Source organism: Streptomyces sp. NPDC007875 (assembly GCF_042868035.1).
GTDB lineage: Bacteria > Actinomycetota > Actinomycetes > Streptomycetales > Streptomycetaceae > Streptomyces > Streptomyces antimycoticus.
In genome coordinates this window covers 132,815-146,537 of sequence record NZ_JBIADZ010000018.1, presented here as the reverse complement: position 1 = coordinate 146,537, position 13,723 = coordinate 132,815, and the positions used below count along the sequence as shown (strand labels likewise).

The following is a 13,723-nucleotide window of genomic DNA, read 5'->3' as shown; positions in this document are numbered from 1 at the left end:
CCAGGTCAGTGACCCGGCGTCACCAGGCCCGATTCGTAAGCGAAGATCACCGCCTGGGCGCGGTCGCGGAGCCCCAGCTTGGCCAGCACCCGGCCGATATGCGTCTTCACCGTCTGCTCCGCGAGCACCAGCGACTCGGCGATCTCCTGGTTGGACAGGCCCCGCGCGATCAGCTCCAGCACCTCGGTCTCACGCGGTGTCAGCCCGCTGCGCCGCGCGGCCGGGCCGTCTCGGCGCGGGGCGGGGCGCTGGCGGGCGAAGTCGGCGATCAGCCGGCGGGTGACGGACGGGGCGAGCAGCGCCTCGCCCGCCGCGACCACCCGGACCGCGGAGATCAGATCGGCCGGTGGGGCGTCCTTGAGCAGAAAGCCGCTGGCCCCGGCGCGCAGCGCCTCGTAGACGTAGTCGTCCACATCGAAGGTGGTGAGCATCAGGACCTTGGGCCGGTGGATGACCCCGCGCGGCGGGTCCAGGAGCTGCCGGGCCGCCTCGAGCCCGTCCATCTCGGGCATCCGGACGTCCATCAGCACCACATCGGGGTGGGCGCGCCGGCTGACCTCCACGCCCTCCCGCCCGTCGGGCGCCTCGCCGACGACGTCGATATCGCTCTGCGCGGCGAGCAGGGCGGCGAACCCGGCCCGCACCATCGCCTGGTCGTCGACGATGATCACCTTGATGGTCATGACGGGTCCGTCTCTTCGAGGTCTACCAGGGGAAGCCGGGCCGCGACGCGGAAGCCGCCGTCGGGGAGCGGGCCGGTGTCGAGCATGCCGCCGACGAGCCGTACGCGTTCGACCATGCCGACGAGGCCATGGCCGGTGCCGCTGGTCTCCAGGGGCTTGGTGGGCGCGCTGACCGGCGGGCCGTTGACCACCAGCAGGGTCAGCGCCGAGCGGTCCTCGGCCGCCGAGATGGCCACTCGGGTGGCGGCGCCCGGCGCGTGCCGCACCACATTGGCCAGCGCCTCCTGCACGATGCGGTACGCGGACAAACCCACGGCCTGCGGCAGCGGTTCGAGCCCGGCCACCTCGTCCGCGATGGTCAGCGTGGTGGGTATGCCGGCCCGTACCGTCGCCTCGACCAGCTGTGGCACCTGCCGCAGCCCAGGCTGCGGCGCCCGCTCACCGCGGGTCTCCTCGCTGCGCAACACGCCCAGCAGCCGCCGCATTTCGGCGAGGGACTCCCGGGCGGTGGCGGCGATGGTGGAGAACTCCCGCTCCGCCTCGGACGGCAGACCGCCGATCCGGTACGGGGCGCTGTCGGCCTGCACGGTGATCACGGACATGTGGTGGGCGACCACGTCGTGCAGCTCGCGGGCGATCCGGGTGCGCTCCTCCAGCAGGGTGCGATGGGCCCGTTCGGCCTCGCTGATCGTCTCCTGCTCGGCCAGCCGCCGCTGGGCGTCGCCGCGCTCCCGCAGCGCCCCGGCGACCAGCAGCACCACTCCGCTGAGCACGAACAGCACCACATTGCTGCCGTTGCTCTTGTCCGGGAAGGCCATGCCGAGCGAGAGTCCGGCGGTGCCGGTGACCAGCCACACCGCCACCAGGGTGCGGCGCGGTTCGCGCAGCGCGAGGGCGAGCAGCAGGAAGAGATAGCCGATGATGGGGCCCGGCAGCCAGGGCCACACCCGGTTCTCGAGGTGGTCGGCGGTGCTGAGCACCACCAGGGCGCAGACGATGTCGGAGAGGAAGACGATCCACCACGCCTGCAGGGGACGGGTGACGGACAGCAGCAGCGGGGTGCTCTGGGCGATGCCGATCAGCGTGGCCACGCCGCCGCCCACCCCGTAGTCGGTGGAGAGGACTTGGGCGGAGGTGGGGACCAGGATCGTGGTGAGGATCATCGCCACGCCGTACGGCACCCGGCGCAGCCAGCGCCGGGGCGACTGGGCGAACAGCGGTGTCGCCGGGTAGCTGGGGGTGACCAGGGCCCGGGCGAGGCCGCCCGCCTGCCGTCGGGCGGCCTTGGGCAGGCTCTCGTGCGCGGTGGAGGAGGCGGCGGTGGACGCCGGGCCGGCGGCCGCGCCGGCCGGTGCGGAGGAGGGACCGGACACTTACAGCTCCGCCAGCAGCTCGGCCTTCTTCGCGCTGAACTCGTCGTCGGTCAGCAGCCCGGCCGTATGCAGCTCGCCCAGATGACGGATGCGCTCGGCGATGTCCGCGGGGTCGCGGCGCGGGGCCCCGGCCCGGTTCGAGGACGGGGCGCCCTCGGCGCACGGCACCGGGGAGGAGGCCCGTATCGCCTCCAGGACGGCAGCGGCGAACGGCAGCGACTGGTGGACGAGGCCGTAGCCCATCCCGAAGACGACGGCCGCCGGGTCCTGGTCGGGGCGGCCGGCGGGCTGGTCCTCGGCGGAGCGCCGCAGCAGCCGCAGATAGCCGTGGCCACCGCCCTTGGGGGCGGGTTTGCCGGTGCCGTTCCTGGCCGTGCCGTCCTTGGCGGAACCGCCTTTGGCCGAAGTGCCTTTGGCGGAGCTGTCCTTGGGGGCGGTGCCCGCCGAGCCCCGGCTCTCCGGGGACCGCCACTCCACACCGGTCAGCTCGTCGATCCGGAACCGCTGGTCCCCGACCTTCCACTTCTCCGAGGAGGCGCCGGTCCAGAACCAGCGGAAGGAGATCGCCTTGCCGTCGAAGGACGCCTTGCCGTCGTACGCCTTGAAGGACAGCGGTGCCGGGGGCACGGTCACCAGATGCGCCTCGGCGGGGACGTCCGCGTCCGGGCAGAGGGACTCGCGTATCCGCTCGGCGTAGTAGTCGGCGAGCGTCTCCCGCTCGGCCGGCAGCACCAGGCGGTACGGGTCGTACGCCTCCTTGAGCTGGCCGTCGGCGGCGTCCATCAGGGGGTCGGCGCCTGGTCTGGGCACGGCGCGCAGCACCACCGTTCCCCGTTTGCCGACAGCGAGCTCCACTCCGGACAGCGCCTCGAAGGGGATGCGGCGTTCGCCGAGCGCCTGGAGCAGCTTCGGCGTGCGGATCCCCCGTTCGAAGCGGATGAGCATGGAGTCGGTGTCGAACTCCCAGACGGTCTGAAAACCGGCCAGCACATCACCCATGCGGCTCATCGTATGCGGCGGTGGCCCGCCCGTCCCCCTTTGAGGCTACGCGCGTCACTAGAGTTTCCGGTGTTTGCGCCGGCCGTCAGCGTAGCCCCGCGGTGCAGTCGTCGCCGTCGCCGCAGCTCACGGACTGGACAGCACCGATTCCCACCCGCGCGAAGTTGTCCAGGCTGGTCGTGCCCGGTTCGAAGTATCCGGCGTGTCCATCCGCCCCGTCCGCGGACAGCAGCCGGGCGCCGAAGCCCGAGGAGACCGGGTCCGCGCCATGGCCGAGCCCGCCGACCTCCAGATGCGGAATGTCCCCGATCCAGTCGCCGGAGTCCCGCATCGCCCACACCCGGGCGCTGGTGCCCAGGTCGGAGACGTGGTCGGCGCGCATTCCGGGGCTGCCGGCCACCGCGATATCGGTGACCTTGGGCGGCAGATCGCGGGCGGCGACCCCGCACACCACCGAGCCGTAGCTGTGGCACATCAGCGAGACCCGGGAGAGCGCGGGCAGCGCGTCGACCAGCGCGCGCAGCCGCACCGCGCCCTGGGCGGCCAGCTTGCCGGTGGCCGCGTCCATGCCGATCCCGGCCGGGGAGGTGTAGTCGGCCCAGGCGATGACGGCGGTCTTGGCGTCCGGGGCGTCGGCCCGCTCGTTCTCGTAGAGCGCGTGGGCCATCCCGACCGTGGCGGTGTACGGGCGTCCGGACTTCTGGAAGGTCAGGATGTCGGTGTCCACACCCGGCACCACGATCGAGACCCGGTTGGCGTGGGCGAGGTCGCCGAAGACCTCGGCGGCCCGCCCGGCGCCCGACGGATCGAAGGAGAGGATCTGCCGCCCGGTGCCCAGCAGGTCCTGGTAGCGGTTCATCCGGCGGGTCGCGTCCGAGCGGCCCATCGGCGTGAGCCGGGCGTCGTGCATCCGCTTGCGCTCATCGGCGCGCGCCTGGGTCAGGGCGACGCGGTTGGCCCGGAACCGCAGGGCCACCGGCGCGCCGTTGAGATTGCCCACGGCCAGCGGATAGCGCCGCACCAGGCGGTCGGTCTGGGCCTTGGTGAGCGAGTCGAACCAGCGGCCGAGGGCGCGCGGCGAGCCGTACGGATCGGGCAGCGCGCGGCCGCCGAGCGATCCGTGGCGCCAGGCGCTGATCGACGCGGAGAGCGCGTCCGGGGCTCCTCGGTGGCTCCGTACGGCCGTCCACCCGGTGGTGGCGAGGAGAACGAACACCACCGCCAGCGCGAGCAGGGCGCGCCAAGCGGTGGAACCGGGGGAGGGGGAGCCGAGCTCCGAGAAGGAAGTCACCGCGGCACACCCTAGGAGACGGGTGGTGCCAGGTGCCAAATGCCGTGATTCATCTCACGTTTGACAGCGGGAATCCTTGGGAGCTATGTCGGAATTGATGCTATTTATCCCATTGTTCGGCAAGGGTGGGGCCCACGTAATCAAGATGGAACGCGGTGAGGTCTCGCAACGTGACCATGCTGTCCTCCTCGCCCTCGCCCCACAGCTTCCCGGACACCCGGATCACTCCGCTGAACATCGCGACCACCAGCCGCGGCCGCGGGTCGGCGTCGATGTCCAGCCCCTCGCGGCGGGCGATCTCGCTCGCCAGCCGCTCCTCCATCTCGGCGGTGCGCCGCAGATGCACGGCGAGCAGGCTCGGCGTCGACTCGATCACCCGGTACATCCGCATATGGAGCTCGGGCGGCACCATCTGCTCGATCGCGTCCCCGATGCTCCCCCAGGCGTCGAGCACCGCACCGCGCAGTGCCGCCAGTGGTGCCTCGTCCGCGGGGCGTCCGCACAGGGCGGCGAAGAAGTGGCACTCGGCCGACTCCTGGCTGGCGAAGGCGACCTCCTCCTTGTTGGCGAAGTACCGGAAGAAGGTGCGCTGGGAGACCTCGACCGCCTCGGCGATCTCGTCGACCGTCGTGTGCTCGTATCCCTGACGGGTGAACAACTCCAGCGCGGAGCGCACCAGGGCGTTCCGCGTCCGCTGCTTCTTGCGCTCGCGCAGCCCGGGCGGTGGTGGCGTCGTCGTGTCCGCCACTGCCTCGTCCGTTGTCACCTATCGGCTCGCTTTCTGTCGGCTCGGGGCCGCGTTGCGGCTGCTCAGGATACCTGTGACGCAAACGTCAGTTACCGGCGGATGAATCGGTTTGTCAATTGTCAGAGGCTGACATTAGCCTCCGGTTATGACCTCTTCGACCACCGTCGCCGATTCGGCGCCGGAACCTCCCATAACCGATCCCCCGAAGGGGCTTCGGGGTCATCCATGGCTGACGCTCCTCACCGTCGCCCTCGGCGTGACGATGGTCGCCCTCGACGGCACGATCGTCGCGATCGCCAACCCGGCCATCCAGAAGGACCTCGGCGCCTCGCTCGCCGATGTGCAGTGGATCACCAACGGCTATCTGCTGGCCCTCGCCGTCGCGCTGATCACGGCGGGCAAGCTGGGTGACCGCTTCGGCCACCGCCAGACCTTCCTGATCGGCGTCATCGGCTTCGCCATCTCCTCGGCCGCCATCGGCTTCTCCGGCGAGGTGTCGCTCGTCGTGGTGTTCCGGGTGCTGCAGGGCCTGTGCGGCGCGCTGCTGATGCCCGCGGCGCTCGGACTGCTGCGCGCCACCTTCCCCGCCGAGAAGCTCAACATGGCGATCGGCATCTGGGGCGCGGTGATCGGCGCCTCCACCGCCGCCGGACCCATCGTCGGCGGGCTGCTCGTCGAGCACGTCAACTGGCAGTCGGTCTTCTTCATCAACGCGCCCGTCGGCGTGCTGGCACTGGTCCTCGGGCTGCTGCTGCTGGTCGACCACCGCGCCGAGAAGGCCCCGCGCTCCTTCGACCTCCCCGGCATCGTGCTGCTGTCGGGCGCGATGTTCTGCCTCATCTGGGCGCTGATCAACGCCGCCGACTGGCACTGGACCGACCAGCGCACGCTGCTCTTCCTGGGCCTGTCGGTGGTCTGCTTCGTCGTCTTCGTCTTCTGGGAGAGCCGGACGCGGGAGCCGCTGCTGCCGCTCAGCATGTTCCGTTCGGTGGCACTGAGCGCGGGCACCGTGCTGATGGTGCTGATGGCCTTCGGCTTCATGGGCGGGTTGTTCTTCGTCACCTTCTATCTGCAGAACGTGCACGGGCTGAGCCCCGTCGACAGCGGGCTGCGGCTGCTGCCGCTCACCGCGATGATGATCGTCGCCTCGCCGCTGGCCGGTGCGCTGATCACCAAGTTCGGGCCGCGGATGCCGCTGGTGACCTCCATGGTGATCACCGCCGTCTCGATGTTCGGCCTCTCCCGGCTGGACGTGAACAGCGGCGGCTTCGAGATGTCCATCTGGTTCGCCCTGCTGGGCCTGGGCCTCGGCCCGGTGATGGTCGGCGCCACCGAGGTCATCGTCGGCAACGCCCCGATCCAGCACGCCGGTGTCGCCGGCGGCCTCCAGCAGGCCGCGATGCAGGTCGGCGGCAGCCTCGGCACGGCCGTCCTGGGCGCGGTCATGGCGGGCAGGGTGGACAACACGCTGCCGCAGAAGTGGGCCGACGCCGGGCTGCCGCCGATGCCCAAGGGTGCGGAGTCCAAGGCGTCGGACGCCGTCGAGGTCGGCATCGCCCCAGTCACCAAGAGCACTCCGCCGGAGATCGCGGGGAAGATCACGGCCGTCGCGCATGACACCTTCGTGTCAGGGATGGGCCTCGCCTTCACCGTGGCCGCTGTCGTCTCGGTGGTCGCGGCGCTGGTCGCGGGCTTCACCAAGCGCGGCGAGAACGCGGAGGCGGCCGGCGGGAGCGTCCACATCTGACCCCTCGCGGTCAACCCCCTATCAGGGTGGAGCTTGATCGACCCCATGGTGGCGAACGGGAGCCGGCGGACACGCTGGCTCCCGTTCTGTTCTTTCCACAGTTTCCACACGGGGAGCGAAAGCGTTTATGCGCAAGATCACTACGGCCGCCGCCGTTTCGGCTCTGGCCCTCACCGCCACTCTCGCGGCCACCCTCGCCCCGGCCGCGACGGCCGCGACGGCCCGGGCCGTCGCCGGGCCACCGCGCCTGGGGAACTGCGCCGCCGGTCAGTTGTGCCTGTGGCGGAGCGGCGGATTCACGGGGGCGCGCCAGACCCATGAACTGGCCGGCGTCGACATCGAAAGCTGTGTCCCCCTGCCGTCCGGCACGACCGCGGCCTCGCTGGCGAACCGGACGGGCCGTCCGGTGACGGCGTATCAGAGCGGCGAGTGCGCGGAGACGGCCGAGTTCCGCACCTACCCCACGGGTTCCTGGGCCCCCGAAACCCCGTACCAGGTACGGGCCTTCAAAATCTGGGAACGCTGACCTGGCAGGTGCCCGCACCGGATCCCGCCGCAGCCTTCGCCAGATGCCGGTCAGACGGACGCGCGCCGCTCCGGGGTCCGGGTGTTTCCCCCACCCGCCCCTTCCCGAACCAGGGGCTTCGCCCCTGGACCCCGGGTGCCGTTCGGGTGTGTGTTCACGCGTCGTGCGGACGGCGGTGGGTGGTCCGGCCGTTGTCCGTTGGGGCGGGCCGCGATCGGGTGGGGCTCCGCTGCCCCGGGGCCTCGCCTGACGCCGGTCGGGTGGGTTGTCCTAGCGCGGCCGCTGGGCGTCGGTCCGGGGCCCGGGTGCCTACCCGCCCCTTCCCGAACCAGGGGCTTCGCCCTGGACACCGGGTGCCGTTCGGGTGTGTGTTCACGCGTCGTGCGGACGGCGGTGGGTGGTCACCATCGCCGTCCGTCGGGCGGCCACCCCGGTGCGGCTCTGCCGCCCGCGGGGTCCGGCCGGAGTGCCAGGCCGGGCTCCGAGGCCGAGGTTCGGCGGAGCCCCTGGGGCCGGGGGTGCGGGCGGAGCCCCTGACCCGGGTGGGGTGCGGGGGCTCCGCCCCCGCGCTCAACCGCCCTGTCCGCCCGGGGCGGCGGGGTACACGAAAACGCGGGGGCGGGCTGGGAAACCAGCCCGCCCCCGCGTCGGGGTCACTGCCGTCGCAGACGGCTACGCGTCGCCGCCCGCCGGGCCCGGGTCGGCCGCGGCTACGTCGAGCAGCTGGTAGCGGTCGATCGCCTGCTTCAGGGCGGAGCGGTCGATTTTGCCGTCACGGGCCAGTTCCGTCAGCACGCCGAGCACGATCGACTCGGCGTCGATGTGGAAGAAGCGCCGCGCGGCGCCACGCGTGTCGGCGAAGCCGAAGCCGTCCGCGCCCAGGGACTGGTACGTGCCGGGCACCCAGCGCGCGATCTGGTCGGGAACCGCGCGCATCCAGTCGGAGACGGCCACCTTCGGGCCCTCCGCGTCCGCCAGCTTCCGGGTGACGTACGGAACGCGCTGCTCCTCCTCCGGGTGGAGCAGGTTGTGCTCCTCCGCCTCGACGGCGTCGCGGCGCAGCTCGTTCCAGGAGGTGGCCGACCAGACGTCCGCCTTGACGTTCCAGTCCTCGGCGAGGATGCGCTGGGCCTCGATGGCCCACGGCACCGCGACACCGGAGGCGAGGATCTGCGCCGGCACGGCGCCCTTCTCGCCCTGCCGGTAGCGGTAGAGGCCCTTGAGGATGCCCTCGCGGTCCACGTTCTCCGGCTCGGCCGGGTGCTGGATCGGCTCGTTGTAGACGGTGAGGTAGTAGAAGACGTCCTCACTGTTCTCGCCGTACATCCGGCGCAGACCGTCCTGGACGATATGCGCGATCTCGAAGCCGTACGCCGGGTCGTACGCGACGACCGCCGGGTTGGTCGAGGCCAGGAGCTGGGAGTGGCCGTCCGCGTGCTGCAGACCCTCACCGGTCAGGGTCGTACGACCGGCGGTCGCGCCCAGGACGAAGCCGCGCGCTAGCTGGTCGGCCATCTGCCAGAACTGGTCGCCGGTGCGCTGGAAGCCGAACATCGAGTAGAAGACGTAGACCGGGATCAGCGGCTCGCCATGCGTGGCGTACGCGGAGCCCGCCGCGATCAGCGAGGCCGTACAGCCCGCCTCGGAGATGCCGTCGTGCAGCATCTGTCCGGTCGGCGACTCCTTGTAGGCCAGCAGCAGCTCACGGTCGACCGACTCGTAGGTCTGGCCCAGCGGGGAGTAGATCTTCGCCGAGGGGAAGAGCGAGTCCATGCCGAACGTGCGGTACTCGTCGGGCGCGATCGGCACGAACCGCTTGCCGATCTCCTTGTCCCGCATCAGGTCCTTCAGCAGCCGCACGAACGCCATGGTGGTGGCGATCGACTGCTGGCCGGTGCCCTTCTTGAGCGCGGCGTAGGTCTTGTCGCCCGGCAGCTGCAGCGGCTTGGCGCGCACGACACGGGTCGGCGCGTAGCCGCCCAGCGCCTTGCGGCGGTCGTGCATGTACTGGATCTCTTCCGAGTCCCGGCCCGGGTGGTAGTACGGCGGCAGGCCGGACTCCAGCTCCTGGTCCGGGATCGGCAGGTGCAGCCGGTCGCGGAAGCGCTTGAGGTCGTCGACCGTCAGCTTCTTCATCTGGTGGGTCGCGTTGCGGCCCTCGAAGTTCGGGCCGAGCGTCCAGCCCTTGACGGTCTGCGCGAGGATCACCGTCGGCTGGCCCTTGTGGGCCTTGGCCGCCGCGTACGCCGCGTAGATCTTCTTGTGGTCGTGGCCGCCGCGGCCCAGGTGCAGGATCTGGTCGTCGGTCATGCCCTCGACCATCTTGCGCAGCCGCTGGTCCTCGCCGAAGAAGTGCTCGCGGATGTAGCCACCGGTCTCGGTCGCGTACGTCTGGAACTGACCGTCCGGCGTGGTGTTCAGCTTGTTGACCAGGATCCCGTCCCGGTCCTGCGCCAGCAGCGGGTCCCAGGTGCGGTCCCACACCAGCTTGATCACATTCCAGCCGGCGCCGCGGAACTGCGACTCCAGCTCCTGGATGATCTTGCCGTTGCCGCGCACCGGGCCGTCGAGCCGCTGCAGGTTGCAGTTGACCACGAAGGTCAGGTTGTCCAGGCCCTCGCGCGCGGCCAGGGAGAGCTGACCGAGCGACTCCGGCTCGTCCATCTCGCCGTCGCCCAGGAACGCCCAGACGTGGGAGTTGGAGGTGTCGGCGACGCCGCGTGCCTCCATATAGCGGTTCATCCGCGCCTGGAAGATCGCGCCGAGCGGGCCCAGGCCCATGGAGACCGTGGGGAACTCCCAGAAGTCCGGCATCGACCGCGGGTGCGGATAGCTGGACAGTGCGTGACCGAGCTTGGACTTCTCCTGACGGAATCCGTCCAGATGGTCCTCGGTCAGGCGGTCCAGCAGGAAGGCCCGGGCGTAGATGCCGGGGGAGGCATGGCCCTGGAAGAAGATCTGGTCGCCACTGTCGTGGTCCTTGCCGCGGAAGAAGTGGTTGAAGCCCACGTCGTACAGCGAAGCGGACGAGGCGAAGGTGGCGATGTGACCACCGACCCCGATCCCCGGACGCTGGGCCCGGGAGACCATCACCGCCGCGTTCCAGCGGGTCGCGTTGAGGACCTTGCGCTCGATCTCCTCGTTGCCGGGGAAGAACGGCTCGCTCTTGGTGGCGATGGTGTTGACGTAGTCCGTGCTGCGCATCTCGGGCACGGCGACACGCTTCTCGCGGGCGCGCTCGATCAGGCGAAGCATCAGGTAGCGGGCACGTTCCCGGCCTCGCTCATCGACGGCTGCGTCGAGCGAGTCGAGCCATTCCTGGGTCTCTTCGGGATCGAAGTCCGGGACCTGGCTGGGAAGGCCGCCAATGATGATCGGGTTGCGATCGGATCCGGAAGCCACGCTATTCCTTCGCTTTTCGGTCGTGCTGTGCACGCACATGGATTCGTGCTCTGCTGCTGTAGCGCCGTTCTCCATCGTGTACCTCGGGTACGGGATACGTCACCTCTACCGAGTGGTAACCATCACCAGGTGAGACGGGCGCTCCGGCGGCCGTTCGGCGTGCGACGGCCGAATCGCAACCTTACGCCCACGACCGGGGTCGTCTGCGTACGGCCGTTCGGCGCCGGGGCGGCGTAGGGTGGCTAGACACACACGTAAGCCGGACATCCTCGGGCAATCCGGTCGGCCGCGCGCCGTTGCGTGTCGTTCCTCCATGATGGGAGTTGCGGCGACACGTCAACGTTTGGGCGGGATCGCTGGCCGGGTACTTGCGCGATCCGCCCGGCCCGTGTGGACTACGCCCAAGCCCTCGCGTACGCGCGCGGGGCCCCACAGACTCGAAGAGTGAATGCAAGATGACAGGAGGCAATCCGTGAGCGCGACCGCGGACCACGCGGAGGAGCGGACCAACCCTGCCGCGAGGCTGGGTTTTCAGCCCGAACAGGTGGTCCAGGAGATCGGCTACGACGACGATGTCGACCAGGAGCTCCGCGAGTCCATCGAGGAGATCACCGGCCAGGAGCTCGTCGACGAGGAGTACGACGATGTGGCCGATGCCGTTGTGCTGTGGTTCCGAGAGGACGACGGCGATCTGACGGACGCGCTGGTGGACGCCATCCAGATGATCGACGACGGCGCACCGGTCTGGCTGCTGACGCCCAAGACCGGCCGTGACGGCTATGTCGAGCCGAGCGACATCAATGAGGCTGCGACCACCGCGGGCCTGTCCCAGACCAAGAGCTTCAACGCGGGCAAGGACTGGACGGGCAGCCGTCTGGTCACGCCGAAGGCCGCTCGCAGCGGCAAGCGCTGAGGCCGGCGGATCCACACCTCAGAGCCCCCCTCCGTTCCCTTTCGGAGGGGGGCTCTGCACGTAGGGTGGACGCGCACCACATGATCATTCGAACGTGATCTTCCGAACGTGAGCGAAGGGATGTCCCCATGGCGATAGAGGTCGGCGCGAAGGCCCCCGACTTTCAGCTGAAGAACCAGCACGGCGAGTCGGTCAGGCTCTCCGACTTCCGGGGCGAGAAGAACGTCGTGCTGCTCTTCTATCCGTTCGCCTTCACCGGCGTCTGCACCGGCGAGCTGTGCGCGCTCCGCGACGAGCTGCCGACGTTCGTCAACGACGAGGTCCAGCTCCTGGCGGTCTCCAACGACTCGCCCTTCAGCCTGCGGGTCTTCGCCGAGCAGGAGGGGCTGGAGTACCCGCTGCTGTCGGACTTCTGGCCGCACGGCGAGACCAGCCGCGCCTACGGCGTCTTCGACGAGGACAAGGGCTGCGCGGTGCGCGGCACCTTCGTGATCGACAAGGAGGGCGTGGTGCGCTGGACGATCGTCAACGGTCTGCCCGACGCCCGGGACCTGAACGACTACGTCAAGGCCCTCGAAACCCTGTAGCGGCTGGGAACCGCTCACTAGGATCGACGCGTTGATCCTGATGGGAAACCTTTGATGAAGGGGCACGCAGTGCTCCTGACGAACCTTTTTGGGAGGACTCGTGGGAGTCAGCCTCAGCAAGGGCGGCAATGTCTCGCTGACCAAGGAAGCCCCGAACCTGACCGCGGTGGTCGTGGGTCTGGGCTGGGACGCCCGCACCACCACGGGCACTGACTTCGACCTCGACGCCAGCGCCCTGCTGACCAACGCCGAGGGCAAGGTCGGCAACGACCAGAACTTCGTCTTCTTCAACAACCTCAAGAGCCCCGACGGCTCCGTGGAGCACACCGGTGACAACATCACCGGTGAGGGCGAGGGCGACGATGAGCAGATCAAGGTGAACCTGGCGGGCGTCCCCGCCGATGTCGCCAAGATCGTCTTCCCGGTGTCGATCTACGACGCCGAGACCCGGCAGCAGAGCTTCGGCCAGGTGCGCAACGCCTTCATCCGTGTGGTGAACCAGGCCGACGGCAATGAGCTGGCCCGCTACGACCTCTCCGAGGACGCCTCGACCGAGACCGCCATGGTCTTCGGTGAGCTGTACCGGAACGGGGCGGAGTGGAAGTTCCGCGCCATCGGCCAGGGGTACGCCTCGGGCCTGCGCGGTATCGCGCAGGACTTCGGCGTCAACGTCTGAGCGAGCCGTCGAGCGCCGTCGAGGGCCTTCACAGGCCGTCCAAGGCTGTTCAGGGGCCCGTACGAGGCCGCATGCGGCCTCCGCGCGAGGCCATTCCGGCGCCGCACCCCCGCGCCCCAGAGGCAGGGGTGCGGCGCCGGACGCGCATCACCCACGCACCACCCGGGGAGGAATCAGCATCATGGGCGTCACACTCGCCAAGGGGGGCAATGTCTCCCTCTCCAAAGCCGCTCCGAATCTCACGCACGTGCTCATCGGCCTGGGCTGGGACGCGCGCTCCACCACCGGAGCGCCGTTCGACCTCGACGCCAGCGCGCTGCTGTGCCAGTCGGGGCGGGTGCTCGGCGATGAGTACTTCATCTTCTACAACAACCTCAAGAGCCCCGAGGGCTCCGTCGAGCACACCGGCGACAACCTCACCGGTGAGGGCGAGGGCGACGACGAGTCCCTGCTGATCGATCTGGTCAAGGTCCCGGCCGAGGTCGACAAGATCGTCTTCCCGGTCTCGATCCATGACGCCGATACCAGGCGCCAGACGTTCGGGCAGGTGAGCAACGCCTTCATCCGGGTGGTGAACCAGGCGGACGGCCAGGAGCTGGCCCGCTACGACCTCTCCGAGGACGCCTCCGGCGAGACCGCGATGATCTTTGGCGAGGTCTATCGCTATGGGGGCGAGTGGAAGTTCAGGGCCGTGGGGCAGGGGTACGCGTCGGGTCTGCGCGGCATCGCTCTAGACTTCGGAGTCAACGTTTCGTAAAGCCGCGTAACAGCGCGCGGG

The 13,723-nt window shown here is 69.9% G+C and carries 12 protein-coding genes; 6 read left to right on the top strand and 6 right to left on the bottom strand.

The window, feature by feature from the left end:
* Positions 1 to 5: 5 nt before the first annotated feature.
* The 5 genes from ACFYOY_RS31690 to ACFYOY_RS31670 form a co-directional block, all read right to left on the bottom strand.
* Complete coding sequence (locus tag ACFYOY_RS31690; RefSeq protein WP_351882833.1) at positions 6 to 683, bottom strand: response regulator transcription factor; 678 nt, start codon at positions 681 to 683, stop codon at positions 6 to 8.
* Entirely contained in the window at positions 680 to 2,056 is a 1,377-nt protein-coding gene (locus ACFYOY_RS31685) for a sensor histidine kinase (RefSeq protein WP_351882835.1), read from the bottom strand. The genes ACFYOY_RS31690 and ACFYOY_RS31685 overlap by 4 nt, the downstream gene beginning before the upstream one ends.
* Positions 2,057 to 3,055, bottom strand: a complete 999-nt coding sequence (locus ACFYOY_RS31680) for a DUF4429 domain-containing protein (RefSeq protein ID WP_388590903.1) — start codon at positions 3,053 to 3,055, stop codon at positions 2,057 to 2,059.
* An 85-nt stretch (positions 3,056 to 3,140) separates the two neighbouring features.
* The gene (locus ACFYOY_RS31675) at positions 3,141 to 4,346 is read right to left on the bottom strand and encodes an alpha/beta hydrolase (protein WP_388590901.1); all 1,206 of its coding nucleotides are present in this window, start codon (positions 4,344 to 4,346) and stop codon (positions 3,141 to 3,143) included.
* Between the two features lie 100 nt (positions 4,347 to 4,446).
* Positions 4,447 to 5,094, bottom strand: a complete 648-nt coding sequence (locus ACFYOY_RS31670; RefSeq protein ID WP_388590899.1) for a TetR family transcriptional regulator — start codon at positions 5,092 to 5,094, stop codon at positions 4,447 to 4,449.
* A 145-nt stretch (positions 5,095 to 5,239) separates the two neighbouring features.
* On the opposite strand from ACFYOY_RS31670, the gene ACFYOY_RS31665 reads away from it, so the two are divergent.
* Together ACFYOY_RS31665 and ACFYOY_RS31660 are read left to right on the top strand one after the other, a co-directional pair.
* Positions 5,240 to 6,841: an MFS transporter gene (locus ACFYOY_RS31665; RefSeq protein ID WP_388590897.1), complete on the top strand. Its 1,602-nt coding sequence runs from the start codon at positions 5,240 to 5,242 to the stop codon at positions 6,839 to 6,841.
* Between the two features lie 127 nt (positions 6,842 to 6,968).
* Complete coding sequence (locus ACFYOY_RS31660) at positions 6,969 to 7,367, top strand: peptidase inhibitor family I36 protein (RefSeq protein WP_351882845.1); 399 nt, start codon at positions 6,969 to 6,971, stop codon at positions 7,365 to 7,367.
* A gap of 672 nt (positions 7,368 to 8,039) precedes the next feature.
* On the opposite strand, the gene aceE is transcribed toward ACFYOY_RS31660, so the two are convergent.
* A complete protein-coding gene (aceE, locus tag ACFYOY_RS31655) occupies positions 8,040 to 10,769 on the bottom strand; it encodes a pyruvate dehydrogenase (acetyl-transferring), homodimeric type (RefSeq protein WP_351882847.1) in 2,730 nt (909 codons plus the stop codon).
* A 472-nt stretch (positions 10,770 to 11,241) separates the two neighbouring features.
* Here aceE and ACFYOY_RS31650 point away from each other — a divergent pair, with 472 nt between their 5' ends.
* The 4 genes from ACFYOY_RS31650 to ACFYOY_RS31635 all read left to right on the top strand — a co-directional run bounded on the left by ACFYOY_RS31650 (position 11,242) and on the right by ACFYOY_RS31635 (position 13,702).
* Positions 11,242 to 11,682: a DUF3052 domain-containing protein gene (locus ACFYOY_RS31650; RefSeq protein ID WP_014060347.1), complete on the top strand. Its 441-nt coding sequence runs from the start codon at positions 11,242 to 11,244 to the stop codon at positions 11,680 to 11,682.
* Between the two features lie 128 nt (positions 11,683 to 11,810).
* The gene (locus tag ACFYOY_RS31645) at positions 11,811 to 12,269 is read left to right on the top strand and encodes a peroxiredoxin (protein ID WP_059146704.1); all 459 of its coding nucleotides are present in this window, start codon (positions 11,811 to 11,813) and stop codon (positions 12,267 to 12,269) included.
* Between the two features lie 100 nt (positions 12,270 to 12,369).
* Positions 12,370 to 12,945 (top strand): TerD family protein, encoded by a 576-nt coding sequence (locus ACFYOY_RS31640; RefSeq protein WP_009718272.1) that lies wholly within the window; start codon positions 12,370 to 12,372, stop codon positions 12,943 to 12,945.
* Positions 12,946 to 13,126: 181 nt separating this feature from the next.
* On the top strand, positions 13,127 to 13,702 hold the full coding sequence (locus ACFYOY_RS31635; RefSeq protein WP_059146703.1) for a TerD family protein: 576 nt from the start codon (positions 13,127 to 13,129) through the stop codon (positions 13,700 to 13,702).
* Positions 13,703 to 13,723: the final 21 nt, after the last annotated feature.

Bases quoted from the DNA above. Each gene is read 5' to 3' on its own strand.
- ACFYOY_RS31690 (WP_351882833.1), bottom strand. From the start codon at position 683: ATGACCATCAAGGTGATCATCGTCGACGACCAGGCGATGGTGCGGGCC.
- ACFYOY_RS31680 (WP_388590903.1), bottom strand. From the start codon at position 3,055: ATGGGTGATGTGCTGGCCGGTTTTCAGACCGTCTGGGAGTTCGACACC.
- ACFYOY_RS31665 (WP_388590897.1), top strand. From the start codon at position 5,240: ATGACCTCTTCGACCACCGTCGCCGATTCGGCGCCGGAACCTCCCATA.
- ACFYOY_RS31660 (WP_351882845.1), top strand. From the start codon at position 6,969: ATGCGCAAGATCACTACGGCCGCCGCCGTTTCGGCTCTGGCCCTCACC.
- ACFYOY_RS31645 (WP_059146704.1), top strand. From the start codon at position 11,811: ATGGCGATAGAGGTCGGCGCGAAGGCCCCCGACTTTCAGCTGAAGAAC.
- ACFYOY_RS31635 (WP_059146703.1), top strand. From the start codon at position 13,127: ATGGGCGTCACACTCGCCAAGGGGGGCAATGTCTCCCTCTCCAAAGCC.